General features: G+C 66.1%; 24 protein-coding genes. 4 read left to right on the top strand and 20 right to left on the bottom strand.

The window, feature by feature from the left end; genetic code table 11:
- Positions 1-127: 127 nt before the first annotated feature.
- From FM104_RS02085 to uvrB, 16 genes are all read right to left on the bottom strand, one after another.
- Positions 128-484: an RNA polymerase-binding protein RbpA gene (locus FM104_RS02085; RefSeq protein WP_087129806.1), complete on the bottom strand. Its 357-nt coding sequence runs from the start codon at positions 482-484 to the stop codon at positions 128-130.
- Positions 484-732, bottom strand: a complete 249-nt coding sequence (gene secG / locus FM104_RS02090) for a preprotein translocase subunit SecG (protein WP_087129807.1) — start codon at positions 730-732, stop codon at positions 484-486. The genes FM104_RS02085 and secG overlap by 1 nt, the downstream gene beginning before the upstream one ends.
- Before the next feature lie 79 nt (positions 733-811).
- On the bottom strand, positions 812-1,603 hold the full coding sequence (gene tpiA, locus FM104_RS02095; RefSeq protein WP_087129808.1) for a triose-phosphate isomerase: 792 nt from the start codon (positions 1,601-1,603) through the stop codon (positions 812-814).
- The gene (locus FM104_RS02100; protein WP_087129809.1) at positions 1,594-2,808 is read right to left on the bottom strand and encodes a phosphoglycerate kinase; all 1,215 of its coding nucleotides are present in this window, start codon (positions 2,806-2,808) and stop codon (positions 1,594-1,596) included. The genes tpiA and FM104_RS02100 overlap by 10 nt, the downstream gene beginning before the upstream one ends.
- Positions 2,809-2,812: 4 nt before the next feature.
- Complete coding sequence (gene gap, locus FM104_RS02105) at positions 2,813-3,823, bottom strand: type I glyceraldehyde-3-phosphate dehydrogenase (protein WP_087129810.1); 1,011 nt, start codon at positions 3,821-3,823, stop codon at positions 2,813-2,815.
- Between the two features lie 100 nt (positions 3,824-3,923).
- Entirely contained in the window at positions 3,924-4,550 is a 627-nt protein-coding gene (locus FM104_RS02110; protein WP_087129811.1) for a superoxide dismutase, read from the bottom strand.
- A gap of 171 nt (positions 4,551-4,721) precedes the next feature.
- Complete coding sequence (gene whiA, locus FM104_RS02115) at positions 4,722-5,714, bottom strand: DNA-binding protein WhiA (RefSeq protein ID WP_087129812.1); 993 nt, start codon at positions 5,712-5,714, stop codon at positions 4,722-4,724.
- 88 nt (positions 5,715-5,802) lie between these two features.
- On the bottom strand, positions 5,803-6,675 hold the full coding sequence (gene rapZ, locus FM104_RS02120) for an RNase adapter RapZ (protein ID WP_087129813.1): 873 nt from the start codon (positions 6,673-6,675) through the stop codon (positions 5,803-5,805).
- Between the two features lie 27 nt (positions 6,676-6,702).
- Entirely contained in the window at positions 6,703-8,592 is a 1,890-nt protein-coding gene (uvrC, locus tag FM104_RS02125) for an excinuclease ABC subunit UvrC (RefSeq protein ID WP_087129814.1), read from the bottom strand.
- Positions 8,592-11,498, bottom strand: coding sequence for an excinuclease ABC subunit UvrA (gene uvrA / locus FM104_RS02130; RefSeq protein ID WP_087129815.1), 2,907 nt, complete (start codon positions 11,496-11,498; stop codon positions 8,592-8,594). Before uvrA ends, uvrC begins: the two co-directional genes overlap by 1 nt.
- A gap of 46 nt (positions 11,499-11,544) precedes the next feature.
- Positions 11,545-12,087, bottom strand: coding sequence for a hypothetical protein (locus FM104_RS02135; protein ID WP_087129816.1), 543 nt, complete (start codon positions 12,085-12,087; stop codon positions 11,545-11,547).
- A complete protein-coding gene (locus tag FM104_RS02140; protein WP_256971474.1) occupies positions 12,084-13,385 on the bottom strand; it encodes a DUF58 domain-containing protein in 1,302 nt (433 codons plus the stop codon). Before FM104_RS02140 ends, FM104_RS02135 begins: the two co-directional genes overlap by 4 nt.
- 3 nt (positions 13,386-13,388) lie before the next feature.
- Positions 13,389-14,354, bottom strand: a complete 966-nt coding sequence (locus FM104_RS02145; RefSeq protein WP_087129817.1) for an AAA family ATPase — start codon at positions 14,352-14,354, stop codon at positions 13,389-13,391.
- Positions 14,351-14,821, bottom strand: a complete 471-nt coding sequence (locus FM104_RS02150; RefSeq protein WP_087129818.1) for a hypothetical protein — start codon at positions 14,819-14,821, stop codon at positions 14,351-14,353. Before FM104_RS02150 ends, FM104_RS02145 begins: the two co-directional genes overlap by 4 nt.
- Positions 14,818-15,549: a DUF4129 domain-containing protein gene (locus tag FM104_RS02155; RefSeq protein WP_087129819.1), complete on the bottom strand. Its 732-nt coding sequence runs from the start codon at positions 15,547-15,549 to the stop codon at positions 14,818-14,820. Before FM104_RS02155 ends, FM104_RS02150 begins: the two co-directional genes overlap by 4 nt.
- A gap of 98 nt (positions 15,550-15,647) precedes the next feature.
- Entirely contained in the window at positions 15,648-17,717 is a 2,070-nt protein-coding gene (gene uvrB / locus FM104_RS02160) for an excinuclease ABC subunit UvrB (RefSeq protein ID WP_087129820.1), read from the bottom strand.
- A gap of 66 nt (positions 17,718-17,783) precedes the next feature.
- Between uvrB and FM104_RS02165 the strand changes: the two genes are divergently transcribed.
- Complete coding sequence (locus tag FM104_RS02165; protein WP_087129821.1) at positions 17,784-18,380, top strand: DUF4126 domain-containing protein; 597 nt, start codon at positions 17,784-17,786, stop codon at positions 18,378-18,380.
- Positions 18,381-18,389: 9 nt separating this feature from the next.
- Here FM104_RS02165 and coaE read toward each other — a convergent pair whose 3' ends face one another.
- On the bottom strand, positions 18,390-18,989 hold the full coding sequence (coaE, locus tag FM104_RS02170; RefSeq protein ID WP_087129822.1) for a dephospho-CoA kinase: 600 nt from the start codon (positions 18,987-18,989) through the stop codon (positions 18,390-18,392).
- Positions 18,990-19,078: 89 nt separating this feature from the next.
- Entirely contained in the window at positions 19,079-20,536 is a 1,458-nt protein-coding gene (gene rpsA / locus FM104_RS02175; protein ID WP_087129823.1) for a 30S ribosomal protein S1, read from the bottom strand.
- A gap of 191 nt (positions 20,537-20,727) precedes the next feature.
- Here rpsA and FM104_RS02180 point away from each other — a divergent pair, with 191 nt between their 5' ends.
- The gene (locus FM104_RS02180) at positions 20,728-21,651 is read left to right on the top strand and encodes a 5'-3' exonuclease (RefSeq protein WP_087129824.1); all 924 of its coding nucleotides are present in this window, start codon (positions 20,728-20,730) and stop codon (positions 21,649-21,651) included.
- Between the two features lie 14 nt (positions 21,652-21,665).
- Here the strand turns inward: FM104_RS02180 and FM104_RS02185 are convergent, their stop codons facing one another.
- Both FM104_RS02185 and trpD read right to left on the bottom strand, forming a co-directional pair.
- Positions 21,666-22,655 carry a PHP domain-containing protein gene (locus FM104_RS02185; RefSeq protein WP_179206635.1) on the bottom strand — a complete coding sequence of 330 codons (990 nt, stop codon included), beginning with the start codon at positions 22,653-22,655 and terminating at the stop codon, positions 21,666-21,668.
- Positions 22,656-22,682: 27 nt separating this feature from the next.
- Entirely contained in the window at positions 22,683-23,747 is a 1,065-nt protein-coding gene (trpD, locus tag FM104_RS02190) for an anthranilate phosphoribosyltransferase (RefSeq protein WP_087129826.1), read from the bottom strand.
- Between the two features lie 219 nt (positions 23,748-23,966).
- On the opposite strand from trpD, the gene ctaE reads away from it, so the two are divergent.
- A complete protein-coding gene (gene ctaE / locus FM104_RS02195; RefSeq protein ID WP_087129827.1) occupies positions 23,967-24,623 on the top strand; it encodes an aa3-type cytochrome oxidase subunit III in 657 nt (218 codons plus the stop codon).
- Between the two features lie 20 nt (positions 24,624-24,643).
- Entirely contained in the window at positions 24,644-25,477 is an 834-nt protein-coding gene (qcrC, locus tag FM104_RS02200; RefSeq protein WP_087129828.1) for a cytochrome bc1 complex diheme cytochrome c subunit, read from the top strand.
- Positions 25,478-25,489: the final 12 nt, after the last annotated feature.

Consider the following 25,489-nt stretch of genomic DNA (forward strand, 5'->3'; position numbering starts at 1 on the left):
TCGTGTGCAGCCCTGGCGGTGACCGCCTTCGGCTGCCGCACTGGCCGCCTGCGACCCCAGTCGCTTCCGTCTTAACGCACGAAGCCGCCGCAACCCGAGGTTGCGACGGCTTCGATTCAGCTTTGGTTCAGCGGATTCCGCGGCGTTCGCGCAACTGCATGAGCGCATCTTCGAGCAGCTGGGTGGCTTCCTCGTCGGTGCGGCGCTCTTTCACATAGGCCAGGTGCGTCTTGTACGGCTCAGGCTTGGCAAGGGCCGGCGGGTTCTGCTGATCGCGTCCGGCGGGAAGACCCGAGTGCGGGTGGTCGATCGTCTCCGGGATCTCCCCGTCGGGAAGACCCGCGGCGAAATATCGCACCGTCTCGTTGCCGAGTCCGTCCCAATACGACACCGCGATGCGGTCGGCGTGGTAGCCGTGATCCTGCTCGCCCATCGGGCCTGACCCGACCCGCGTGCCGCGGATGGCGTTTCCCCCGGTGGCCATCAGATCACCTGGAACTTCGTGATGAGTCCCAGCGCGACGATCGCGACGAACCAGACGAGCGCAAGCACGACCGTGAACCGGTTGAGGTTCCGCTCGGCAAGGCCCGATGATCCGACCGCCGCGGACATGCCGCCGCCGAACATATCGGAGAGGCCGCCACCGCGGCCCTTGTGAAGAAGGATGAGGAGTGTCAGCAGAACGCTGCTGATACCCAGCACCACCTGCATCACGAACTCGAGAACCAGCACGAAGAAAAGCCTTTCGCCGGGGCCGAATGGCCCGCCTAGCGGTCAATTATAGGACGGGGCGCGATCGCGCCCCGCCACTTCACACGCCGACGTGCTTCTGGAAGCGCACGATCGCCGCGAATTCGTCGACCACGAGACTCGCCCCGCCGACCAGCGCGCCGTCGATATCGGGTTCGCGCATGTAGCTGGCGATGTTGCTCGACTTGACCGATCCGCCATACAGGACACGGGTGCGGGCCGCGGCATCCTCGTCGAGAACGCGTCCGACGACGGCGCGCAGAACCGCGCAGACTTCCTGTGCCTGAGTCGGCGTCGCCGCCTGCCCGGATCCGATCGCCCAGACCGGTTCGTAGGCGATGACGATGTCCGCGGATGCCGACACGCCGTCAAGCGCCTTCTCGAGCTGACCGACGGGAACGGCGCTGGCACCGAACTTCTCGAGGTCCTCCGCGGTCTCGCCCACGCAGATGACCGGAACCAGACCGTGCTTCAGCGCCGCCTTGACCTTCGCGTTCACGAGTTCGTCGCTCTCGCTGTGGTATTCACGGCGTTCGGAATGCCCGATGATCGCGTAGGTGACGCCGAGCTTCGACAGGAATGCTCCCGAGACCTCTCCGGTGAAGGCACCGGAGTCGTGTGCCGAGACGTCCTGCGAACCCAGCGCGAACGGGATCTTGTCGGCGTCGATCAGCGTCTGCACGCTGCGGATGTCGGTGAACGGCGGGAACACGCCCACCTCCACGCCATCGCCTTCGTGGCCGGCGTCCTTCAGCGTCCAGTGCAGCTTCTGCACGGTCGCGACCGCCTGCAGGTGATCGAGGTTCATCTTCCAGTTGCCTGCGATGAACGGAGTGCGGGTGTTCACTGCCATCCGAGGACCTCCAGTCCAGGTAGCTTCTTGCCCTCGAGGAATTCGAGGCTTGCGCCTCCGCCCGTCGAGATATGTCCGAATCGGTCGTCGGTAAAACCGAGCTGGCGCACGGCGGCCGCCGAGTCTCCGCCGCCGACGACGCTGAGGCCCTCGACATCGGTGAGCGCCTCCGCAACCATCTTGGTGCCTTCGGCGAAGGCCGGGAACTCGAACACGCCCATCGGCCCGTTCCAGAACACGGTCTTCGAGGTGCGCACGGCGTCAGCGAATGCCGCCGCCGTGTCCGGCCCGATATCGAGCCCGATGCCGGCAGCGCCGAACGTGCTCTGCTCGATGGCATCCGCTGCGACCGTCTCGTGCGCAGCGTCCGCAGCGAAGGAGGACGCCACGATGACGTCGGTGGGGAGCACGAGCTCGACGCCGCGCTCCTCGGCCTCGGCGATGTAGCCGCGCACCGTGTCGAGCTGGTCCTTCTCGAGCAGGCTGGATGCCACGTCGTGGCCCTGGGCAGCGAGGAAGGTGAAGAGCATGCCGCCGCCGACGAGGATGCGGTCGACGCGGGGCAGCAGGTGCGAGATGACGCCCAGCTTGTCGCTGACCTTCGAGCCGCCCAGCACGACTGTGTAGGGCCGTTCCGGATTCTCGGTGAGGCGATCGAGCACATCGAGCTCGGTGGCGATCAGCAGTCCGGCAGCAGACGGCAGGATCTCTGCCAGATCGTAGACGCTGGCTTGCTTTCGGTGCACGACCCCGAATCCGTCCGACACCATCGCGTCGCCGAGTTCAGCGAGATCGGCCGCGAATGCGCGGCGGGTCTGGTCGTCCTTCGCGGTCTCCCCCGGGTTGAAGCGAAGGTTCTCGAGCACGACGATGCCGCCGTCATCCAGCGCTGCGACCGCCTCTCGGGCCGAGGGCCCGACGGTGTCGCGGGCGAACGCGACCGGCGCGCCGAGCAGCTCCGACAGACGCTGCGCGACCGGCTCCAGGCTGTACTGCGGGTCGGGCGCGCCGTCGGGACGGCCTAGATGCGAGCACACGATGACGCGCGCGCCCGCGTTGATGAGAGCGTTCAGCGTCGGCAGCGAGGCGCGAACGCGGCCATCGTCCGTGATGACTCCATCCCGCAGGGGGACGTTCAGATCACAACGGACGATGACGCGCTTGCCGGCAAGCGACCCGAGGGATTCGAGGGTGCGCAGCGTCATCTGATCAGAGACGCTCGGCGACGTACTCGGTCAGGTCGACCAAGCGGTTCGAGTAGCCCCACTCGTTGTCGTACCAGCTGGACACCTTGACGAGGTTGCCGCTGACGTTGGTGAGGCCGGAGTCGAAGATCGACGAGTGCGGGTTGAGCTGGATGTCACTGGAGACGATCTCGTCCTCGGTGTACTCCAGGATGCCCTGCAGGCGTCCGTCGGACGCTGCCTCGCGGTACGCGGCGTTGATCTCTTCGACGGTGAGGTCATCGCGCTCGGCGATCACGGTCAGGTCGACGATCGAGCCGGTGGGAACCGGAACGCGGTACGAAGAGCCGCTCAGCTTGCCGTTGAGCTCCGGCAGCACCAGGCCGATGGCCTTGGCCGCTCCAGTCGACGCGGGAACGATGTTGATCGCTGCCGCACGAGCACGACGCAGGTCGCTGTGCGGACCGTCCTGCAGGTTCTGGTCTGCGGTGTACGCGTGTGCGGTCATCATGAAGCCGCGCTCGATGCCGAACTTGTCGTTGAGCACCTTCGCGAGCGGCGCGAGGCAGTTCGTCGTGCACGACGCGTTGGAGATGATGTTGTGGTTCGCAGCGTCGTAGGTGTCTTCGTTCACACCGACGACGAAGGTTCCGTCGACATCTGCACCGGGAGCGGAGATGATGACCTTCTTCGCACCGCCCGCGAGGTGCTTGCCCGCGTCTGCCGCCTTGGTGAAGCGTCCGGTCGACTCGATGACGATGTCGACGCCCAGCTCGCCCCAGGGCAGGGCTGCGGGATCGCGCTCTTCGAAGACCTTGATGGCCTTGCCGCCGACGGTGATGACATCGCCCTCGTGCGAGACCTCGACGCCCAGCGGGCCGCCGACGGAGTCGTACTTGAGCAGGTGGGCGAGAGCCGCATTGTCGGTGAGGTCATTGACCGCGACGATCTCGAGGTCCGCGTTCTGTGCGAGAGCCGCACGAAGGAAGTTTCGTCCGATACGACCGAAGCCGTTGATACCGATCTTTACAGACACGAAAATCTCCTAGTTCTTAATCGTGGAAATGCGCAGATTGCACAGAATATGCGGACAACGGCGTCCTGACGGGCAAAACGCCCATCAGGACGCCCATCTTTTACGACAGTACCAGCAGTCCCGCAGTCTTCTCGCGCGCGATTTCGAACCGTTGCGCCACGTTCTGCCAGTTGGCGATGTTCCACGCGGCCTTGATGTAGTCAGCCTTGACGTTCAAATAGTCGAGGTAGAAGGCGTGCTCCCACATGTCGAGCTGGAACAGCGGCACCGTGCCCTGCGCCGTGTTGGAGTGCTGATCGAACATCTGCTGCACGATCAGACGAGCACCGATCGGGTCCCAGCTGAGCACGGCCCAGCCGGAGCCCTGGATGCCCGCTGCGGCCGCAGCGAAGTGCGCCTGGAACTTCTCGAACGAGCCGAAGAACTCGTCGATCGCTGCCTTGAGCTCGCCGTCGGGCTGTCCGCCGCCCTCCGGCGACAGGTTGGTCCAGAAGATGGAGTGGTTGACGTGGCCGCCCAGGTTGAACGCGAGGTCCTTCTCGAGCTTGTTCACATTCGCGAGGTTGCCGCTGTCACGAGCCTCGGCGAGACCGTCCAGAGCCGCGTTCGCGCCGGCGACGTAGGCCGCGTGGTGCTTGTCGTGGTGCAGTTCCATGATCTTCCCGCTGATGTGAGGCTCGAGTGCCGCGAAGTCATAGGGGAGGTCGGGGAGCGTGTAAGTCGCCATTTCGAATCTTCCAATCCGCGCCGCGCCGCGGCGCTTATCGAGCCCCTGCCGCGCCGAATGCGCCGCAGGGCAGACGTTTCACATCCTACTGACGCCAACGCCGTGTGTCAGGGGATCCTTCCCGCGATTGCGAGACCGGGGTGCGGCGCGCGAAGGCCGGAGACCGTGAGATCAGTCGTCGAGGCCGGCAGGCACGGCGGCCTCGGTGCCGGGGATGCCGTCCTGCTGGGCGCGCTTGTCAGCCATCGCCAGCAGCCGGCGGATGCGGCCCGCTACTGCATCCTTCGTCAAGGGCGGGTCGGCGTGGTGGCCGAGCTCGTCGAGGCTGGCATCACGGTGAGCAAGGCGAAGGCTGCCGGCGGTGCGCAGGTGATCGGGCACGTCATCGCCGAGGATCTCGAGCGCACGCTCGACGCGCGCACAGGCGGCGACCGCGGCCTGCGCGGAACGACGCAGGTTGGCGTCGTCGAAGTTGACCAGACGGTTCACGCCGGCGCGCACCTCGCGACGCTGGCGCATCTCTTCCCAGGTGACCGCGGTGCGCCGCGCACCCATGATGCCCAGGATCGAGCGGATCGCTTCACCCTCGCGCACGACGACGCGCGGCAGACCGCGCACCTCGCGCGCCTTGGCTGTCACGCCGAGCCGATGGGCTGCTCCGACGAGCGCCATCGCTGCCTCCGGAGACGGGCACGCGACCTCGAGCATGGCCGAACGGCCCGGCTCGCTGAGCGAACCCGCCGCGAGGAAGGCACCGCGCCAGATGCCGGCGAGTTCTTCCGGCGAGCCCGTGGTGAGACGATTCGGGAGTCCGCGCACAGGACGACGACGCGCATCGAGAAGTCCGGTCTGGCGAGCGAGGGTCTCCCCTGCCGCGATGACTCGCACGGCCCAGCGTGCTCCGTCATTGGTGCCGCCGGCTTGTGCGCTGCTGGACTTGACCTGGGCGATATCCGGACGCACGCCGTAGATCTCAGAGAGATCACGGCTGACTCGGCGGGCGAGGGTCTCGGCATCCACCTCGGCTTCGACGGCCACGCGACCGGCGATGGAGTGCAGACCGCCGGCGAAGCGCAGTATCGTCGCCACTTCGGCGATGCGCACTGTGGGGGGTGCATTGCGGACGCTGACCAGCTCAGCCTTGACGTCGGTGGTTAGTGCCACGGGACTCCTTCACGATGCTCGCGTCGGATCGCGACGCAAGCGACCAGCTTACAAGGCGGGGAGGACGCTCACCGCCTCGCCGACGTCATCACTCCCGGCCGAGATCGCGGTGGCGGACATTGACCGCGACGCCGGGCGTGTCGCTCAGTCGGCGCGCAAGCTCCTCCACCATGGCGACGGAGCGGTGCTTTCCTCCCGTGCAGCCGATGGCGACAGTCGAATGCGTCTTGTTCTCTCGCTGATATCCGGCCAGCACCGGTTCGAGCGTGTGTGCGTATGCATCGAGGAACTCGCTCGCGCCGGGTCTCGAGAGAACGTACTCGCTCACATCGGCATCCTGTCCGGTGTGCTCGCGCAGCTGCTCCTGCCAGAACGGGTTCGGCAGGAATCGCATGTCTGCAACGTGGTCGACATCGGTGGGCAATCCGTATTTGAATCCGAAGCTGAGCAGCGTGAGCCGATGGCGCGCCGCCCCTTCTTCGGAGAACATCTCCGACACCTGCATCGCCAGCTGGTGGATGTTCAACGGCGAGGTGTCGATGAGCATGTCTGCGGCTTCACGGATCGGCGCCAGCCGCGATCGCTCGGTGCGGATGCCGTCGAGCAGCGTTCCGTCGCCCTGCAGCGGATGCGGCCGGCGAACAGCTTCGAATCGGCGCACGAGCACGTCGTCGGAGGCATCGAGGAAGAGCACCTTGACGCCGCCGCGGGAGCGCAGCGACCTCGCCACGCCGGGAAAGTCGTCGAAGAGATTCCCGCCGCGCACATCCACTACGGCCGCGATCTTGGGGAGGTTTCCCGCCCCCATGTCGGTGAGTTCCAGCAGCGGTCGCAGGATCTGCGGAGGCAGATTGTCTACGACGTACCAGCCGAGATCCTCGAGCGCATTGGCCGCCGTCGTGCGGCCTGCTCCGGACATTCCTGTCACGATCAGGAATTGGCCTTCTTGTGCATCTGCCATCGTCGGTTTCCTTCCCTCGTTTCCAGCCTATCCACTCCCGGCGCTCTGGCCGCCGGCGAGATGCGCGTGGATGGTATCCGCGAGCGTGGGGCCGATGCCGCTCACCTCGCGGATCTGCTCGGGCGCGGCGGCACGCAGCGCTGTCACCGATCCGAAGTGCTTGAGCAGGGCCTTGATGCGCGCATCACCGAGACCCGGGATCTCACTCAGCACAGTGCTGATATCGCGTCGGCGCCGGCGTCGCTGGTGTGTGATGGCGAACCGGTGCGCCTCGTCGCGGAGCCGCTGCACGAGATAGAGCGCCTCGCTCGTGCGCGGGAGGATCACGGGAAAGTCATCCTCCGGCAGCCAGATCTCTTCGAGCCGCTTCGCGATGCCGCACAGCGCGATGTCGGTGCGCCCGCTGTCGCGAAGCGCGCGGGCAGCAGCATTGACCTGCGGCTGCCCGCCATCGACGATGAGGAGCTGTGGTTTGTACGCGAAGCGGGGCTTGCGGCGTGCGCCGGTCTCGTCATCGCCTTCTTCCGCATCGATCACCGAATCCACGCGGGCGAGTCGCCGCATGAGCACCTGGTACATCGAGTCGGTGTCATCGGTGGTCTCTGCGATGTTGAACGAGCGGTACTGGTCTTTGCGCGGCAGTCCGTCCTCGAACACAACCATGGATGCGACGACGTTCGTGCCGCCGAGGTGCGAGATGTCGAAGCATTCGATGCGCAGCGGCGCCTCGGTCATGCCGAGCGCCTCCTGCAGGTCGGTGAGAGCCTGTGTGCGGGCCACATAGTCGCTGGTGCGCCGGGTCTTGTGGCGCAGCAGCGACTGTTGCGCGTTCAGAGTGGCGGTGCGCATGAGCTCGGCGCGCTGCCCGCGCTGGGCGACGGCGATCTCGACCTTGCGTCCTCGACTCCCCCGCAGCCAGAGCTCGAGTTCCGGAGCATCGTCGGGAAGGGTCGGCACAAGCACGCGTCGGGGGATGTCCGTGGAATCGCCGTACGCCCGCTGCAGAATCTGGACGATGAGTTCCGGGCCCGAGATGTCGAGCTCCTTGTCGAGGGCCAGCGAGTGCACGCCGCGCACGCGCCCACCGCGGATCACGAATTGGTGCACTGCTGCCGACAGCTCGTCTTCGGCGACGCCGAACAGGTCGGCGTCCTCGTCCGGCGACAGCACCAGTGCGCTCTTGCCGAGCACCGCCTCGATCGCGGACAGCTTGTCGCGGTACTTCGCGGCCGCTTCGTAGTCCATGCCTGCGGATGCTGCCAGCATCCGCTTGGTCAGGTCGCGCTTGAAGCGCTCGTCCCCGCCGGCCATGAACGCGACGAAATCGTCCACCATGGCGCGATGCTCGGCGATCGTGACCGTCATCGAGCACGGTCCGCCGCATTTGCCGATCTGACCGGGAAAGCACGGACGACCGCTCTGCATCGCTCGGCGATAACTGGCATCGCTGCAGGTGCGAATCGGGAACGCCTTCACCATCAGATCGATGGTGTCGTGCACCGCCCACACTTTCGGGTACGGTCCGAAATAACGCGCCCCGGGGATCTTGCGGTTGCGCGTCACCATCACCCGCGGTGCCTCATCAGCGAGTGTGATCGCCATGAACGGGTAGGACTTGTCGTCCTTGTACCGCACGTTGAATGGCGGGTCGAACTCCTTGATCCACATGTACTCGAGCTGCAGCGAGTCGACGTCGGTCGCGACGACGGTCCATTCCACGGATGCCGCTGTCGTCACCATCCGTCTGGTGCGCTCGTGCAGGGTGCGCAGCGGCGCGAAATAGTTCGATAGTCGCTGACGAAGGTTCTTCGCCTTGCCGACGTACAGCACCCGCCCATCGGCGTCGCTGAACCGGTACACGCCTGGATCGGTCGGTATCTCGCCCGGTCGCGGCTTGTATGGCAGAACGTCGGCCATCATCCGGCCTTGCGGATGCCGCTTCGCGCCGAGATGCTGCGGTCGATGCCAAGAGTCTCTGCGAGGAACTGGCCGGTATGGCTCTCCTCGACCTTCGCGATCTGCTCGGGTGTGCCGACGGCAAGGATCTCCCCGCCGCCGGAACCACCCTCAGGTCCGAGATCGATCACCCAATCGGCCGATTTGATCACGTCGAGGTTGTGTTCGATGACGATGACGGTGTTGCCCTTGTCGACGAGTCCGCCCAGCACCTCGAGCAGTTTGCGGACGTCTTCGAAGTGCAATCCGGTCGTCGGCTCGTCGAGGACGTAGATGCTGCGACCGTTGCTGCGCCGCTGCAATTCGGTTGCGAGCTTGACGCGCTGCGCCTCACCGCCGGAGAGCGTCGTCGCGGCCTGTCCGAGGCGCACATAGCCGAGCCCCACATCGACGAGCGTCTTCATGTAGCGGTGGATCGCCTGGATCGGCTCGAAGAACTCGGCCGCTTCCGAGATCGGCATCTCGAGCACCTCGGCGATGTTCTTGCCCTTGTAGTGCACGGCAAGAGTGTCGCGGTTATAGCGCTTGCCATGGCACACTTCGCAGTCGACGTAGACATCGGGCAGGAAGTTCATCTCGATCTTGATCGTGCCGTCGCCGGAGCAGGCGTCGCAGCGGCCACCCTTGACGTTGAAGCTGAAGCGACCGGGCAGGTAGCCGCGCACCTTCGCCTCGGGCGTCTCGCTGAACAGCGTGCGGATGCGGTCGAAGACACCGGTGTAGGTGGCGGGGTTCGATCGCGGGGTTCGCCCGATGGGCGCCTGGTCGACGTGCACGACCTTGTCGAGGTTGTCGAGTCCGGTGACGCGGGTGTGCTTGCCAGGCACGGTTCGTGCGCCGTTGAGGCGGGAGGCGAGCACCTGGTAGAGGATGTCGTTGACCAGCGATGACTTGCCCGAGCCGCTGACCCCGGTGACAGCGGTCAGCACTCCGAGTGGGAACTCGGCGGTGACGTTCTTCAGGTTGTTCGCGCGGGCGCCCACGACGCTCAGCATGCGCTTGCGATCGATCTTGCGACGCTTTCTCGGCGTCTCGATCTCACGGCGCCCGGCAAGATAGTCGCCCGTCATCGAGTCCATCTCGGTCAGCAGTGCCGAGTACGGCCCTGAATGCACGACCTCTCCCCCGCCGACGCCGGCCCCTGGCCCGATGTCGACGACCCAGTCGGCTGCCTCGATGGTCTCTTCGTCGTGCTCGACGACGATCAGCGTGTTGCCGAGGTCGCGCAGCTTCAGCAGCGTATCGATGAGACGTCGGTTATCGCGCTGATGCAGGCCGATCGACGGCTCGTCAAGTACGTACAGCACGCCCGTGAGGCCAGAGCCGATCTGCGTCGCGAGGCGGATGCGCTGCGCCTCGCCACCGGACAGCGAGCCTGCCGAGCGGCTGAGGTTGAGATACGAGAGCCCCACCTGCAGCAGGAATTCGAGTCGCAGGCGGATCTCCCGCAGCACCTGGGCTGCGATCTTCGCCTCTCGCGCGGTGAGCGACAGGTTCTGCATGAACGCGCCCGCGTCTTCGAGACTGAGCCGCGAGACCTCGGCGATGGAGTGGCCGTGCACCTTGACCGCCAGCACCTCGGGCTTGAGGCGGTCGCCGTCGCACACCGGGCACGGCACTTCGCGCAGGTACTCGCCCCAGCGGCTGCGCTGGTTGTCGGACTCTGCCTGCAGGTACTGCCGCTCGATGTACGGCACGACGCCTTCGAAGCCGGAGGCGTATCGCATCTCCCGCCCATAGCGGTTCTTCCACTTGACGGTGACTTTGTAGTTCTCTCCGCGCAGCACTGCTTCACGCACATCGGAATGCAACTGGTTCCAGGGGGTGTCCAGCGAGAAATCGAGATCCCGCGACAGCCCCTCGAGGAGCCGCTCGTAGTACTGGAACAGACCCTTGCCCTGGGTCGTCCAGGGCAAGATGACGCCCTCGCGGATGGAGAGATCTTCGTCGCCGAGCATGAGGTCGACGTCGACCGACATGCGGGTGCCGAGCCCCGCGCAGGCAGGACATGCGCCGAAGGGCGCATTGAACGAGAAGGTGCGCGGCTCGATCTCTGTCAGCGCGATCGGGTGCCCATTCGGACACGCGAGCTTCTCCGAGAACGACTGCCAGGCGTCGTCGCCCTCTTCGTCGACGAAGTTCACCTGCACCACGCCGCCAGCGAGCCCCAACGCCGTTTCCACGGAATCGGTGACGCGCCCGAGGATGTCGGAGGATGCCACGAGCCGGTCGACGACGACCGCGATGTCGTGCTTGTAGCTCTTCTTCAGTGTCGGCGGCTCAGCGAGCTGGATCAGGTCGCCGTCGACGATCGCTCGCGAGTACCCCTTCGCGCCGAGCTCCTTGAAGAGATCGACGAATTCGCCCTTCTTCTGCGAGACGATGGGCGCGACGATCTGGTATCGGGTGCGATCGGGCAGCTCCATCAGCTGATCGGCGATCTGCTGCACGGTCTGACGCTGGATCTTCTCGCCGCATTCCGGACAGTGCGGAATGCCGATGCGCGCCCACAGCAGGCGCATGTAGTCGTGGATCTCGGTGATGGTGCCGACCGTCGACCGCGGGTTGCGGTTGGTCGATTTCTGATCGATCGAGACCGCGGGGCTCAGCCCCTCGATGAAGTCGACATCGGGACGGTCGACCTGCCCGAGGAACTGGCGCGCATAGGCGCTCAGTGACTCGACATACCGGCGCTGCCCCTCAGCGAAGATCGTGTCGAACGCGAGACTCGACTTGCCCGAGCCCGAAAGGCCGGTGAAGACGACGAGAGAATCGCGGGGGATCTCGATATCGACGTTCTTGAGGTTGTGCACGCGGGCACCGCGAACACTGAGTTTTCCGGATGAGGCAACGGGAACAATTGGCACCCGCCAAGTCTAAGAGGGGCCACCGACACTGCGGCCGAGTCCGCTCTCAGCGGACCTCCGTGACTTCGCGGTCGGAGAAAGCTCGCACGCGGCTGCCGCGCAGCATCCGGGCGACGACGAGCGCCAGCAGCAGCCCCGCCCCGCCCCCGAAGATCACGGCGATCGGCACAACAGGGCCGCCGGGCAGCAGACTGATCGCGAACGCGGCACCCTGGCAGATCACCTGCACGAGGACGAAGCGCATCGCAGTGGGCATCAGTGCGCGCAGCGTCACACGAGCGCGCAGCGGCACGACCAGCGACAGCGCGGCGAGGACATGCAGCAGATGCACCACCGCGATGGCGACCGCGGTGCGCAGGGGGTGCGACGGCTCGAGGAGCAGCACGACGACGAATGCGCCCGCAGCTGCCCACACTCCGCCGAGCTGGGGCACGATCGCACCGAACACAGCGGCTGCGCTGATGATCGCGAACCACCCGAGCGGCGCTCCGACCAGCATCCCGCCGATGACGGCGACGGCGACGGCGAGAAGACGCAGCACGACCCCGGGCACGTTCGCGCCCATGGCCAGCCGATCGTTGCGCATCATCGCTGGGCACCCATCCTCGGCGAATGCGCGCCGACTCTCGCGAGCGCTGCCAGCTGCCCCGCCGGCGCGTCTCGCCAGCCAAGCGTCTCGACGCCGGATTCGCGCAGCTGGTGCAGCATGTCCTGTCGTTCTGTCAGGAGCACTCGCAGTGCGAGCTGCCGCTCTTTGCCCAGGCGGTGCGTGTCGAGTTCCGGCAGAGTATCGACGGCTATCACGCGATGCCCGACGGCGCGCCAGCGCAGCGCGATCTCCGCCGCGGCACCATCGAAGAAGGTGGACAGCACGTAGATGATCGAGCCGTGCGGCACCGGCGGCGTGCGGCGGAAGCGCGCGTCGTCGCCGCCGCGTCCGCACGCCGAGATCTCTGCGACCACGCGCGCGAGATGTCGTGTGCCACCACCGCTGCGCACCGAGCGCCCGCCGTGCATGAGCGTATGGAACGCGATGCGGTCGCCCTGCGCGATCGTGGCAGCGGCGATCGAGCGCGCTGCGCCGCGGGCATGATCGAGCGAGGTCACCCCGCTGCTCTCGAGATCGAGAGTGCCCCACGTCGCGACAACCGTTCCGAGGTCGTCGGCGGTATCCATCACGATGACCGCAGAGGCATCGCTGAGAGTATTGTTGCGTCGGATCAACAGCTCACCCGGCCGTCGAGCGGCCCTGGCGGTCGCTTTCCAATCGACCCGCCGCAGCTCGTCACCGGGTGCGAACTGGTGGATGTCGCGGAAGTCACCGCCCTGACCGGGTCGCATTCCCTCATGCGCGCCGTGCAGGCCGGTCAGTCGCGGAGCGATCGGCATCCTCGGGATGCGCTGTATCACCGGTGTCACCGCCCGGATCGCCGTGATCGGGCTCTGCGGCGCGCCGATCACGGCGGAGTCGGCTTCCAGCGGTCGCACGGCGAGCTCGACGCTGATGAGCGGGCCGGAGTGCAGCACCCGGCTGCGCGCGCGCAATCGGGTGTCGCCGGAGACGAAGACTCGGCGACGAGTGCGCTCTGCCTGGATGACGGCTGCTTCGACCATCTCCGCATCGGAGCGGATGACGATCTCCTCAGCCAGCCAGCCGTCGGCCGGCTCCATCCCGCGCTCGATCTCGATGGCGATGACGCCGGACGGGGGCTGCGCACTGATCGCGTAGACGGCCCACAGCGCGAGCGGCAGGCCGACGACGATCACGTCCGGACGGGATGCCAGCATCCCGACGGTCAGGATCCCGACCGCGCCCATCAGCGCGACCAGCACCGACGGACTCAGCCGCCGGTGCGAAGCACGCTGCGGTTCGCTCTCTGGTGCCATCGGTCAGACTCGTGGCGCGGCGATGCTCGGAGGAACGGCGACGGTTGCGACGAGGCTCGTGATCAGCGCGGACGGATCGACGCCCTGCGCCCACGCCTGCGGCGTGAGCGTCAGGCGATGCGCGAGCACGGGCACTGCCACGCGCTTGATGTCATCGGGGCGCACGTAGTCGCGCCCATCGAGTGCGGCCAGTGCTCGGCCGAGCAGCATCAGCGACTGCGACCCACGTGGCGACGCGCCGACAGAGACATGCTGAGCGGTGCGGGTCGCCGCAGCCAGCGCGACGCAGTAGGCGGCCACGTCTGGATCGACATGGATCTGTTCGACGGCCTGCTGCAGCGCCACGAGATCGCCGGGCGCCAGAACCGGGTCCACGTGGGTGCCCTCCTGCTGCCGCCGCAGTCGACCCAGCAGGATCTCGGTCTCTCCGTGCTGATCCAGATACCCGACAGACAGTCGCACCATGAACCGGTCGAGCTGCGCCTCCGGCAGCGCGTAGGTGCCTTCGTACTCGATCGGGTTGGCCGTCGCGATCACGTGGAATGGCGGTTCCAGAGCGAAGCTGTTGCCCTCGACCGTGACCTGACGCTCCGCCATCGCCTCCAGCATGGCGGACTGCGTTTTGGGCGTGGTGCGGTTGATCTCATCTGCCAGGAGCAGACCGGTGAAGATCGGCCCCGGCCGGAAGACGAAATCCCCGGTCTCGGGGGCGTACACATACGATCCCGTCACATCGCCCGGAAGCATGTCGGGTGTGCACTGCAGGCGGCGGAAAGACAGTCCGAGGGCGGCGGCAAGGCTCCGCGCGGCCAGGGTCTTGCCCAGCCCGGGCACGTCTTCGAACAACACGTGCCCGCCAGCGAGGATGGTGGCCAAGGCGATCTCCAGCGGATCGTCCATCCCGACGACGACAGTGGCAACAGCCGCCCGAATCTGCCGGCCGGCGTCAGCGATGTCCTCGAAGTTCATGTTGCGTCCTCCTTGAGAGTGGGTGCGAGTCGTTCGGCTGCCGCCAGCGCATCGCGGATATCTGTCGTCGTCGTGCGGTGACCATTCAGGCGCGCCCAGAGCCCCGCACCCAATCGCTCTTCGATGGCCGTGCCATCGGCAACGACGTCAGGGTCGAGACCGTGTCTGGCAAGCCGCCGCCGCAGCGTGGCGCGCACACGTCGGGTCACTGCCTCGCTCACCGTGTCGGTATGCATGTTGATCGCCCAGGCGAGCCGAGACACATCGGATCCGACATAGGTCTGCTCTTCGGGCCTTCCCGGCGCATCTGCGCGCGGGTCGTCGAATGCCGGCAATCGAGCGATGATCGCGGCCCCGACAGCGAGCACTCCCCAGCCACAGGCGAATTCGATCTGCACGCCGATCATCGCGAGCACGAGGCCTGTCAGCAGACCGACGCCGAGCGCGAACAGGATCCTGCGCTTCACCGCCAGCCCTCCTCGATCTCCACGAGTGCGCGGACGGCGGCGGAGCGATCGGCTTCATCGGCAGAATGTCCGCCGAATCGCACTCCCTCGTACAGCCGCAGCAGGCGATGCGCCGGTTCGTCGAGCCCGGGCCTGCGCAGCAGAATGCGCAGCGTGAACTCCGCCGGGGTCTCGCTCCTTCCGCGCGCGGTGCCGGAATCAGCGGCGGTCTCTTCGAGGCCGACCCACGCCGCCACGATCGCGTCACCCGGGTCTGCCTGCGTGTCGATGAGCGTTCGCGCAGCGGCGATGCCGCGTCGCATTGTCGGGGCATCGGGTGCCGAGTCGGTGAAGATCTCCATCGACACCCCCTCATCAGTATCGACGCCCTCACGCTGCCGAAGCGGCCGGTTCTTCCAGTACCCGATCAGCGCCCGCACGATGAAGAAGAGGACGACCAAGACGACCAGCAGCACGAGCAGCAGCAAGAGCATCAGCACCACGAACCCGCGGATGCCATCCTGCGGCGGCGGCATCGTCGATTCCGGGCCGGGGGTGATCTCCACCGGTGTCGGTGCGGGACCCGGGGCGCGCTCGGCGACCGGCGGGGTGAAGGTGGGGTGCCCGGCGAGAGACGCCGCGAGCATCGCGACGACGAAGAGAACGAGAACCGCGGCGATGAGCAGATACCGCTGAACGCGGGGAACGGATGCTGCTTCTCGACCCTCGTGGTCAGCACGCATCGTCATGCCTTCAGCCTATGCGGGTCTCCGCTGGTGATAGGAGCGCATGTGGATAACTGTGCGGTCAGCCCGACATCGTCATCGTCCGCCCAGAGCGCACCGGCTCAGGCGTGCCCGGCGCGCTCCATCGCCCGCAGCTCCTTCTTCAGATCCTGCACCTCGTCACGCAGCCTTCCCGCCAGCTCGAATTTCAGCTCTGCCGCGGCGGCGAGCATCTGGTCGGAGAGGTCCGAGATGGTCTCTTCGAGCTGGATGGCGCCCTCAGCCGCAATGCCCGTGCGCCGCAGATTCGGCGTCGGCGCCTTGCCTCGGCCGGACTTGTTGCGCCCGGCGCGCATGTCGGCGGTGTCAGCCGCTTCACGAGCGAGCACCTCGGTGATGTCTGCGATGCGCTTGCGCAACGGCTGCGGATCGATGCCGTTCTCGGTGTTGTAGGCGATCTGCTTCTCGCGCCGTCGATCGGTCTCGTCGATCGCGCGTGCCATCGAATCTGTCATCCGGTCCGCGTACATGTGCACTTCTCCGGAGACGTTCCGCGCTGCACGTCCGATCGTCTGAATCAAAGACGTGCCTGATCGCAGGAACCCTTCCTTGTCAGCGTCGAGGATCGCCACCAGCGACACCTCGGGCAAGTCGAGGCCCTCGCGGAGAAGGTTGATCCCGACGAGCACGTCGTACACGCCGGCGCGCAGCTCGCTGAGCAGTTCCACTCGGCGCAGCGTGTCGACGTCGGAGTGCAGGTAGCGCACTCGAACCCCGTGCTCGCCGAGGAAATCCGTGAGCTCCTCTGCCATCTTCTTCGTCAGCGTCGTCACAAGAATGCGCTCATCGCGAGCGACGCGCACCCGAATCTGCTCGAGCAGGTCGTCGATCTGCCCCTTCGACGGCTTGACGATGATCTGCGGGTCGACCAGCCCGGTGGGGCGGATGATCTGCTCGACCACACCATCGGCGATGCCCATCTCGTATTTGCCCGGCGTGGCGGAGAGATACACGGTCTGTCCGATGCGGTTCTTGAACTCGTCCCAGCGCAGCGGACGGTTGTCCATCGCGCTCGGCAGCCGGAAGCCATGCTCGACGAGCGTGCGCTTGCGCGAGGCGTCTCCCTCGTACATCGCCCCGATCTGCGGCACGGTCACGTGCGATTCGTCGATCACGAGCAGGAAGTCATCGGGGAAGAAGTCGAGCAGCGTGTGCGGCGGCTCGCCCGGAGCACGGCCGTCCATGTGGCGGGAGTAGTTCTCGATGCCCGAGCAGAATCCGAGTTGCTGCAGCATCTCGAGATCGAACGTCGTGCGCATCCGCAGTCGCTGCGCCTCGAGCAGCTTCCCCTGGCGTTCGAACTCCGCCAGACGCTCTTCGAGCTCCTTCTCGATCGTGCCGATGGAGCGCTGGATGACATCGGTACCGGCGACGTAGTGGGAGGCAGGGAAGATCGGTACTGCATCGAGCTTCTCGATGACCTCGCCGGTGAGCGGATGCAGCGAGTACAGCGCTTCGATCTCATCGCCGAACAGCTCGATGCGAATGGCATGCTCTTCGTATACCGGGATGATCTCGATCGTGTCGCCGCGGACCCGGAAGTTGCCGCGGGAGAAGTCGACGTCATTGCGGTTGTACTGCATGGCGATGAACTGTCGGATCAGCGCGTCGCGGTCATACCGTTCGCCGACCTGCAGGGCGACCATCGCCCGCAGGTACTCTTCGGGGGCACCGAGGCCGTAGATGCACGAGACCGTGGATACCACGATGACATCGCGGCGGCTCAGCAGCGAGTTGGTGGTGGAGTGCCGCAGCCGCTCGACCTCTGCGTTGATCGACGAGTCCTTCTCGATGAACGTATCCGTCTGGGGCACATATGCCTCGGGCTGGTAGTAGTCGTAGTAGGAGACGAAGTACTCCACGGCGTTGTTCGGCATCAGCTCGCGGAACTCGTTGGCGAGCTGTGCGGCCAGCGTCTTGTTGTGCGCGAGCACCAGAGTCGGTCGCTGCACCTGCTCGACGAGCCACGCGGTGGTCGCCGACTTGCCTGTGCCAGTGGCACCGAGAAGGACGACATCAGTCTCGCCGGCATTGATGCGTGCGGCGAGCTCGGCGATCGCCTGCGGCTGGTCTCCGGCTGGCATGTACTCGCTGACGACCTCGAAGGGTCGGACGCTGCGCGTGGGTTGCATCCTTCCAGGGTATGCCGGGCCACCGACATCGCGGCGCGTGCGCCATCATCGCTCTAGAGTGGAGCCGTGATCGAGTTCATCATCGGCAGCAGTCTCGCGGCATCCGCCGGCTTGAACGCATGGATGCCGCTGTTCCTGCTCGGGCTCGCAGATCGGCTCATCCCGGCGATGGAGCTGCCCTCCGGCTGGTCCTGGCTGTCGGGTGACATCTCGCTCTGGGTGCTGGGCGGACTGCTGGTCCTGGAGATCGTGGCGGACAAGATCCCCGCGCTCGATTCGATCAACGACATCGTGCAGAGCATCCTCCGCCCCGCTGCCGGAGGAATCGCCTTCGGAGCTGGTTCCAGTGCCCAGACGGTTGCCGTCACCGATCCTGCCTCGTTCTTCACCGATAACGCCTGGGTTCCGATCGTCACCGGGATTGTGATCGCGCTCGTCGTTCACGTCGTGAAGGCGACGGGCCGCGTGGCGGCCAATGCGGTGACCGGAGGTCTGGCGGCCCCCGTGCTCAGCACAGCGGAGGATGGCGCATCATTCGCTCTCGCCGCAGCCGCGATCCTCGTCCCGCTGATTGCGCTCGCACTCCTGATCGGCTTGATCGTCACCGCGATCGTGCTGGTACGCCGGCGAAGCGCACGCAAGCGGGTCGCCGCAGCCGGCTGAGCTACCGCCTCACGCGCTGCGGATTCGCTCCCACAGCCGGTCGACCTGCGCAACGGTGCGAGCGAGGTCACCGGAAGTGTCGATGATGATGTCGGCGATCTCCCGTCGCTCAGCATCCGGAACCTGCGACGCGATGCGGGCGCGGGCGGCCGCAGCATCCATCCCCCGCAATTCGACCATGCGCTGCTCACGCACCTCCGCCGGGGCGTCAGCGACGACGATCAGATCCCACGGGTCATCCACTCGAGCCTCGACGAGCAGTGGGACGTCGTACACGACGACAGCATCCGGGTCGGCTTCGAATGCCGCGGCGAACCGTCGGGCCGATTCATCGCGGACAGCGGGATGCACGATGGTGTTGAGCCGGGTGAGCGCCTCCTCGTCGCCGAACACCTTCTCCCCGAGCGCTGCGCGGTCGAGCACACCATCCGGTCGGATCATCTCGTCGCCGAAGGCCGCAGCGATCTGCGCGAGCACCGCAGACCCCGCTCCCTGCACATCGCGGACGATCTGATCGGCATCCACGATCGTCGCCCCGAGCTCCGACAGGCGGCGTGCGATCGTGGATTTACCCGACGCGATGCCGCCGGTGAGCGCGATGAGTGGCATCCTCCCATCCTGGCATGCGGGAAAAATCCCCCAGGCACACAGAACGGGCCGCCACCCGAAGGTGACGGCCCGTGCTGTGATGCGTGTGCTTACGCGTTGCCGCCGGAGAGCTTCTCGCGCAGAGCCGCGAGTGCCTCGTCGTCAGCAAGGGTGCCGGCGCCGGTGACGTCGGTCGCGAACGCCTGTCCGCCACCGAAGTCCTCGCCAGCAGCTGCCTCAGCCTCGGCCGCCTTGACGACCTGAGCCTTGTGAGCCTCCCAGCGAGCCTGGGCAGCGGCGTACTCCTGCTCCCAAGCCTCGCGCTGAGTGTCGAAGCCGTCCTTCCAAGCACCGGTCTCGGCGTCGAAGCCCTCCGGGTACTTGTACTCGCCGTTCTCGTCGTACTCGGCGAGCATGCCGTACAGGGCCGGGTCGAACTCGGTGCCGTGCGGGTCGACCGACTCGTTGGCCTGCTTGAGCGACAGCGAGATGCGACGACGCTCCAGGTCGATGTCGATGACCTTGACGAAGACCTCTTCGCCGACCGACACGACCTGCTCAGCCAGCTCGACGTGCTTGCTGGAGAGCTCGGAGATGTGCACGAGGCCCTCGATGCCATCCGCAACGCGGACGAACGCACCGAACGGAACGAGCTTGGTGACCTTGCCCGGTGCGATCTGGCCGATCGCGTGGGTGCGGGCGAAGACCTGCCACGGGTCTTCCTGGGTCGCCTTGAGCGACAGGGAGACGCGCTCGCGGTCCAGGTCCACCTCAAGGATCTCGACGGTGACCTCCTGGCCGACCTCGACGACCTCAGAGGCGTGCTCGATGTGCTTCCAGGACAGCTCGGAGACGTGCACGAGGCCGTCCACGCCACCCAGGTCGACGAACGCACCGAAGTTGACGATCGACGACACGACACCCTTGCGGACCTGACCCTTGTGAAGGTTGTTCAGGAACGTGGTGCGCGACTCCGACTGCGTCTGCTCGAGCAGCGCGCGGCGGCTGAGCACCACGTTGTTGCGGTTCTTGTCGAGCTCGAGGATCTTGGCCTCGATCTCCTGACCGAGGTACGGGGTGAGGTCGCGGACGCGGCGCAGCTCGATGAGCGATGCGGGCAGGAAGCCGCGCAGGCCGATGTCGACGATGAGACCGCCCTTGACGACCTCGATGACGGTGCCGGTGACGACGCCATCCTCTTCCTTGATCTTCTCGACGTCTCCCCAGGCGCGCTCGTACTGCGCACGCTTCTTGGAGAGGATCAGGCGGCCTTCCTTGTCCTCCTTCTGGAGAACGAGTGCCTCAACCACATCACCGACGGCGACGACCTCGTTCGGGTCGACATCGTGCTTGATGGAGAGCTCACGCGAGGGGATGACGCCCTCGGTCTTGAAGCCGACGTCGAGGAGGACCTCGTCGCGGTCGACCTTCACGATCGTGCCCTCGATGAGGTCACCATCGCTGAAGGATTTGATGGTCAGTTCGACCGCGGCCAAGAAGTCCTCAGCAGAGCCGATGTCGTTGATTGCGACCTGCTTGGTGGCCGGGGCGGTCGTTGCGCTAGTCATGTAGTGGGTTGTCCTTGTGAATGGAGAATCAGGCGACGAGTTCCGGCGCGCCGGAGGGCTCGAAGCAGTTGGATTTGAGATTGCGATGACACGAGGGCAGGCAGATGCTCGCCACGAGTGACACTCCAGATTATCAGATTCGAGCCCGGCTGTGCGCTCGTTCTGCGCGAGCGGCTCTCTATGCTGAACGGATGACCGATCGTCTGATGCTGCTCGATACCGCCAGCCTCTATTTTCGCGCTTTCTTCGGTGTGCCCGATCGCGTGAAGGCACCGGACGGCTCGTCCGTCAATGCGGTTCGCGGTCTGCTCGACATCGTCGCGAAGCTGATCACGATGTACCAGCCGACGCATGTCATCGCCTGCTGGGACGATGACTGGCGGCCGCAGTGGCGCGTGGACCTGATCCCGAGTTACAAGGCGCATCGCGTCCTCGAAGTCGTGCAGTCCGCGCCGGATGTCGAAGAGGTTCCGGATCCCCTGCAGCAGCAGATCCCGCTCATCCGCGAGGCACTGGGAGCGCTCGGCATCCCGATCATCGGAGCGGCCGAGCATGAAGCGGATGACGTGATCGGCACGCTCGCGACGGATGCCGACATGCCGGTCGATATCGTCACCGGCGACCGCGACCTGTTCCAGCTCATCGACGACCCGCGCGACGTGCGTGTGGTCTACACGGCACGAGGCATGAGCAACCTCGAGGTTTGGACCGAAGCGACGGTCGTCGCGAAATACGGCATCCTCCCCTCGCAGTACGCCGATTTCGCGACGTTGCGCGGCGATGCCTCCGACGGCCTGCCCGGCGTGAAGGGCATCGGCGAGAAGACCGCTGCGACGCTGCTGCAGGCGCACGGCGACCTCGAGGGCGTGCGGTCAGCCGCAGCGTCCGGTCAGCTCAGCGCGACAGCATCCGCCCGCTTCGCCGATGCCGCCGACTACCTCGACGTCGCACAGACCGTGGTGCGCGTGGCGACGCAGCTCGATGTCGCAGCTCCCGGCACGGCGCTGCGCGCCCTCGACCCCGTAGAGGCGGATGCTGCCGACCACCTCGCCGAGCAATGGAACCTCGGCACGGCGATGACGCGCGCCGTGGCTGCGCTCGCATCCCGGGGCTGACTCTCCTCACTGCGTCAGCTGCTCGCCCACGACCTCAGCCGGTCAAGGCCCCAGGTCGTGACGATCCGCTCCGCGGGCACGCCCACGGCTTCTGCGCGCTCAGCGCCGTAATCGAGCAGAGACAGCTGCCCCGGCGCATGCGCATCAGAGTCGATCGCGAAGAGACAACCCTCTGCCAGCGCGAGCGAGATCAGAGCATCCGGCGGGTCCTGGCGTTCGGGACGGGAGTTGATCTCGACGGCCACACCGAATTCTGCGCAGGCGGCGAACACCGCCTGCGCGTCGAACTGCGACGGCGGCCGGGTGCCGCGCTCCCCCTGGACGAGTCGCCCGGTGCAGTGTCCGAGCACATTCACCTGCGGATGCGAGACCGCCGAGATCATCCGCCGGGTCATCGGCGCCGCATCCATCTTCAGGAGCGAGTGGACGGATGCCACGACGATGTCGAGCTCGGCCAGCAGCTCCTCGGTCTGATCCAGGCGTCCGTCTTCCAGAATGTCGACCTCGATGCCGGCGAGCACAGCCAGGGTGTCGTCCGACTGCGCGCGCACCAGCGGAATCTGCTCCCGCAGACGCTCTGCCGACAAACCGCGTGCCACGCGCAGCCGCGGGGAGTGGTCGGTGATCGCGAGGTAGTTGTGGCCGAGCGCCCGAGCTGCTGACGCCATCGCCTCGATCGGCGTCGTCCCATCGGACCAGTCGGTATGACTGTGCAGATCGCCACGCAGTCGCGCTCGCAGCGCCGACTGCCGCTGCGGCGTCACCGCGGCGCGCAACTCGGTCAGGTAGTCCGGAACCTGCCCGTGCTGCGCCTGCTGGATCACCTCGAAGGTCGAGGCGCCGATCCCCTTCTGCTCGCGCAGTCGAGCAGAGTCCCGACGCACCTCCTCGGGCAGTTCGGCGAGAATGGCGGCCGCCCGGCGAAACGCCTTCGCTCGGTACCGAGAGGCGCGTTCGCGCTCAAGCAGCGACGCGATCTCGAGGAGTGCTTCGGAGGCGTCCATGATCACCCGCTCTGTCGCGTCGCGCTGTCAGCTCGCGACCGGCTCCTGCGTCGCGCGGATCCAGTCGTCGAGCTTCTTCTCGGCGCGGCCATCATCGACTGCGGCGCCCGCGCGCTCGTAGGCGTCGCGCAGACGCTCGAGGATCGATACCTGTGTCAGTGCCGCGTCGTGCGACAGCTCGTAGGCGACGATGCCGGCGGCAGCGTTCAGAAGCACGATGTCGCGCACGGCCCCCTTGTCGCCGGCGAGCGTGCGTCGAAGGATGCGGGCATTGTGCTCGGGCGCACCGCCGAGCAGGTCGGAGATGTCTGCGGTGGGGATGCCGATGTCGCGCGGGTCGATGTCGTGCTCGTGGATGTCCCCTCGTGCCACTTCCCAGATGCGACTGTGCCCCGTCGTGGTGAGTTCGTCGAGACCATCGTCGCCGCGGAAGACCAGCGCGGTCGCACCGCGAGTGCGGAAGACGCCCGTGATCAGCGGCACGCGATCGAGACGAGCGACACCGACGGCGTTGGCTTCGGCGCGTGCGGGATTGCACAGCGGCCCGAGCACGTTGAACACGGTGGGCACGGCGAGTTCTGAGCGCGCTGTACCCGCGTGCCGGAAACCGGGGTGAAAAGCGGCTGCCCATGCGAAGGTGATGCCGGTCTGCTCGAGAACGGATGCCACGCGATTCGGGTCCAGCGAGATGTCCAGGCCGAGCGCTGCGAGCACGTCCGACGAGCCAGAAGAGGAGCTAGCGGCACGGTTGCCGTGCTTGACGACGGGGATGCCGGTGGCCCCGATGATGATCGCTGCGGTCGTGGAGATGTTCACCGTGCCGACGAGGTCTCCGCCCGTTCCGACGATGTCCAGCACGTCGGACGACACCGGCAGCGGCACAGCCGCCTCGAGGATGGCGTCTCGGAATCCGACCACTTCATCGATCGTCTCCCCCTTGGCCCGCAGCGCTACCAGGAAGCCAGCCAGCTGAGCGTCGGTCACCCTGCCCTGCATGACCTGACGCATCGCCCAGGTGGACTCCCACACGCTGAGGTCGCGCCGATCCAACAGGCCGGTGAGCAAAGTGGTCCACGTGAGGGAGTCAGACATGATGCCGATCCTAATCGCGCGCACAATGATGCCGATTCGAGATGACGGATCAGCATGCGGTTGCGAGAGCTCGAGGTATCTGAAGTTCAGCCCCCACCTGCGAGATTCTCAGCAAATGGAGGCAGATTCGCAGGCAGTTCTTAGGTTGCCCTAAGTCTTGGAACAGCGAAACGGGCCATCGAGGTGCAAGAATCATCGCGCAGAATCGGCCATAATGGTGTGGTGACCACCTCAGCGACGTATGCCCCGGCGGCAAGAACCATCAAGCGCCCTAATCCGGTCGCTGTCGGCACCATCGTGTGGCTCGGCAGCGAGGTTATGTTCTTCGCGGGACTTTTCGCGATCTACTTCACCCTCCGCAGCACATCCCCCGACCTGTGGGCCGACCGCACCGACATGCTCAATGTCGTCTACGCCGGAGTGAACACCGCGATCCTCGTCGCGTCTTCGTTCACCTGCCAGATGGGTGTCTTCGCCGCAGAAGATCTGCAGCCTTACCACATCCCTCGCGGCCAGGTTAATGCCGCGGGCCGCCGCCGTCTGTTCGGCTGGGGCATGGTCGAGTGGTTCTGGCTCACCTTCATCCTCGGCGCGATCTTCGTGAGCGGCCAGGTGTGGGAGTACGCACAGCTCGTCACCGAGGGCCTGCCCATCACGGCTGACTCCTACGCATCGGCCTTCTACCTCACGACGGGCTTCCACGCACTGCACGTCACCGGCGGGCTCATCGCTTTCGTCCTTGTTATCGGCCGCGCATACGCGGTCAAGAACTTCGGCCACAAGGAGGCGACCTCCTCGATCGTCGTGTCGTATTACTGGCACTTCGTCGATGTCGTCTGGGTGGCCCTGTTCTTCGTCATCTACTTCCTGAAATAAGAGCGGAGCGATTTTTCGAAATGGCACGAGAGAAGAAGCACCGCTCACGCGGACGCCGTAGCCCCCTCGCCGCTGCCGCCTTGATCGGCGCCGGCCTGCTGCTTACCGGCGGTGCGTACGCCGGAGCAACAGCGGCGATCGCATCGACCAGTGACACGCAGACGAGCGCTCAGGCCGAGCTGACGGTCGACGACGGACAGAAGCTGTTCACCGCGAACTGCGCCACCTGCCACGGCCTCGACATGCAAGGCACACCGGAAGGGCCGAGTCTTATCGGCGTCGGTGAACTGTCGGTCGAGTTCCAGCTCGCCACCGGGCGCATGCCTCTGCAGATGCAGGGTCCGCAGGCTCCGCAGAAGTCGCCGCAGTTCACCGAGGAGCAGATCCACGCGATGGCTGCGTATGTGCACTCGGTCGCTCCTGGACCCGAGTACCCGCAGGACTGGGTCACCGCCGGCGAAGCCAACCCCGAAGACGCCTCCGATGAGGTCAGCATCTCGCACGGTGCGGAGCTCTTCCGCATCAACTGCGCGATGTGCCACAACGTCGCAGCCGCCGGTGGTGCGCTCACCGAGGGCAAGTACGCCCCCGCGCTGACGTCCACCAGTGCCCTGCACATCTATGCAGCCATGGTCACCGGCCCGCAGAACATGCCGGTCTTCGGCGACATGAACCTCAGCACCGAAGACAAGCGCGACATCATCGCCGCGCTCATCTTCCAGCAGCAGGAGGTTCAGGTCGGCGGCTTCACACTGGGATCTTTGGGTCCGGTGTCTGAGGGCCTGTTCATCTGGATCTTCGGAATCGGCGCGCTCGTCGCCCTCACCGTGTGGATCACGGCGAAGTCCAACTGACGCACTTTCATC

Source organism: Microbacterium esteraromaticum (assembly GCF_900163815.1).
Taxonomy (GTDB): Bacteria; Actinomycetota; Actinomycetes; order Actinomycetales; family Microbacteriaceae; genus Microbacterium; species Microbacterium esteraromaticum_B.

What these genes read in the sequence shown, in the direction of transcription:
- FM104_RS02135 (WP_087129816.1), bottom strand. Translation starts at nt 12,087, where the DNA reads ATGATGCGCAACGATCGGCTGGCCATGGGCGCGAACGTGCCCGGGGTC.
- coaE (WP_087129822.1), bottom strand. Translation starts at nt 18,989, where the DNA reads ATGCCACTCATCGCGCTCACCGGCGGCATCGCGTCGGGTAAATCCACG.
- uvrB (WP_087129820.1), bottom strand. Translation starts at nt 17,717, where the DNA reads ATGCAACCCACGCGCAGCGTCCGACCCTTCGAGGTCGTCAGCGAGTAC.
- FM104_RS02140 (WP_256971474.1), bottom strand. Translation starts at nt 13,385, where the DNA reads ATGGCACCAGAGAGCGAACCGCAGCGTGCTTCGCACCGGCGGCTGAGT.
- qcrC (WP_087129828.1), top strand. Translation starts at nt 24,644, where the DNA reads ATGGCACGAGAGAAGAAGCACCGCTCACGCGGACGCCGTAGCCCCCTC.
- FM104_RS02110 (WP_087129811.1), bottom strand. Translation starts at nt 4,550, where the DNA reads ATGGCGACTTACACGCTCCCCGACCTCCCCTATGACTTCGCGGCACTC.
- rapZ (WP_087129813.1), bottom strand. Translation starts at nt 6,675, where the DNA reads ATGGCAGATGCACAAGAAGGCCAATTCCTGATCGTGACAGGAATGTCC.
- FM104_RS02180 (WP_087129824.1), top strand. Translation starts at nt 20,728, where the DNA reads ATGACCGATCGTCTGATGCTGCTCGATACCGCCAGCCTCTATTTTCGC.
- FM104_RS02145 (WP_087129817.1), bottom strand. Translation starts at nt 14,354, where the DNA reads ATGAACTTCGAGGACATCGCTGACGCCGGCCGGCAGATTCGGGCGGCT.
- rpsA (WP_087129823.1), bottom strand. Translation starts at nt 20,536, where the DNA reads ATGACTAGCGCAACGACCGCCCCGGCCACCAAGCAGGTCGCAATCAAC.
- FM104_RS02100 (WP_087129809.1), bottom strand. Translation starts at nt 2,808, where the DNA reads ATGACGCTGCGCACCCTCGAATCCCTCGGGTCGCTTGCCGGCAAGCGC.
- tpiA (WP_087129808.1), bottom strand. Translation starts at nt 1,603, where the DNA reads ATGGCAGTGAACACCCGCACTCCGTTCATCGCAGGCAACTGGAAGATG.
- uvrC (WP_087129814.1), bottom strand. Translation starts at nt 8,592, where the DNA reads ATGGCCGACGTTCTGCCATACAAGCCGCGACCGGGCGAGATACCGACC.
- FM104_RS02085 (WP_087129806.1), bottom strand. Translation starts at nt 484, where the DNA reads ATGGCCACCGGGGGAAACGCCATCCGCGGCACGCGGGTCGGGTCAGGC.
- FM104_RS02155 (WP_087129819.1), bottom strand. Translation starts at nt 15,549, where the DNA reads ATGACGATGCGTGCTGACCACGAGGGTCGAGAAGCAGCATCCGTTCCC.
- FM104_RS02185 (WP_179206635.1), bottom strand. Translation starts at nt 22,655, where the DNA reads ATGGACGCCTCCGAAGCACTCCTCGAGATCGCGTCGCTGCTTGAGCGC.
- trpD (WP_087129826.1), bottom strand. Translation starts at nt 23,747, where the DNA reads ATGTCTGACTCCCTCACGTGGACCACTTTGCTCACCGGCCTGTTGGAT.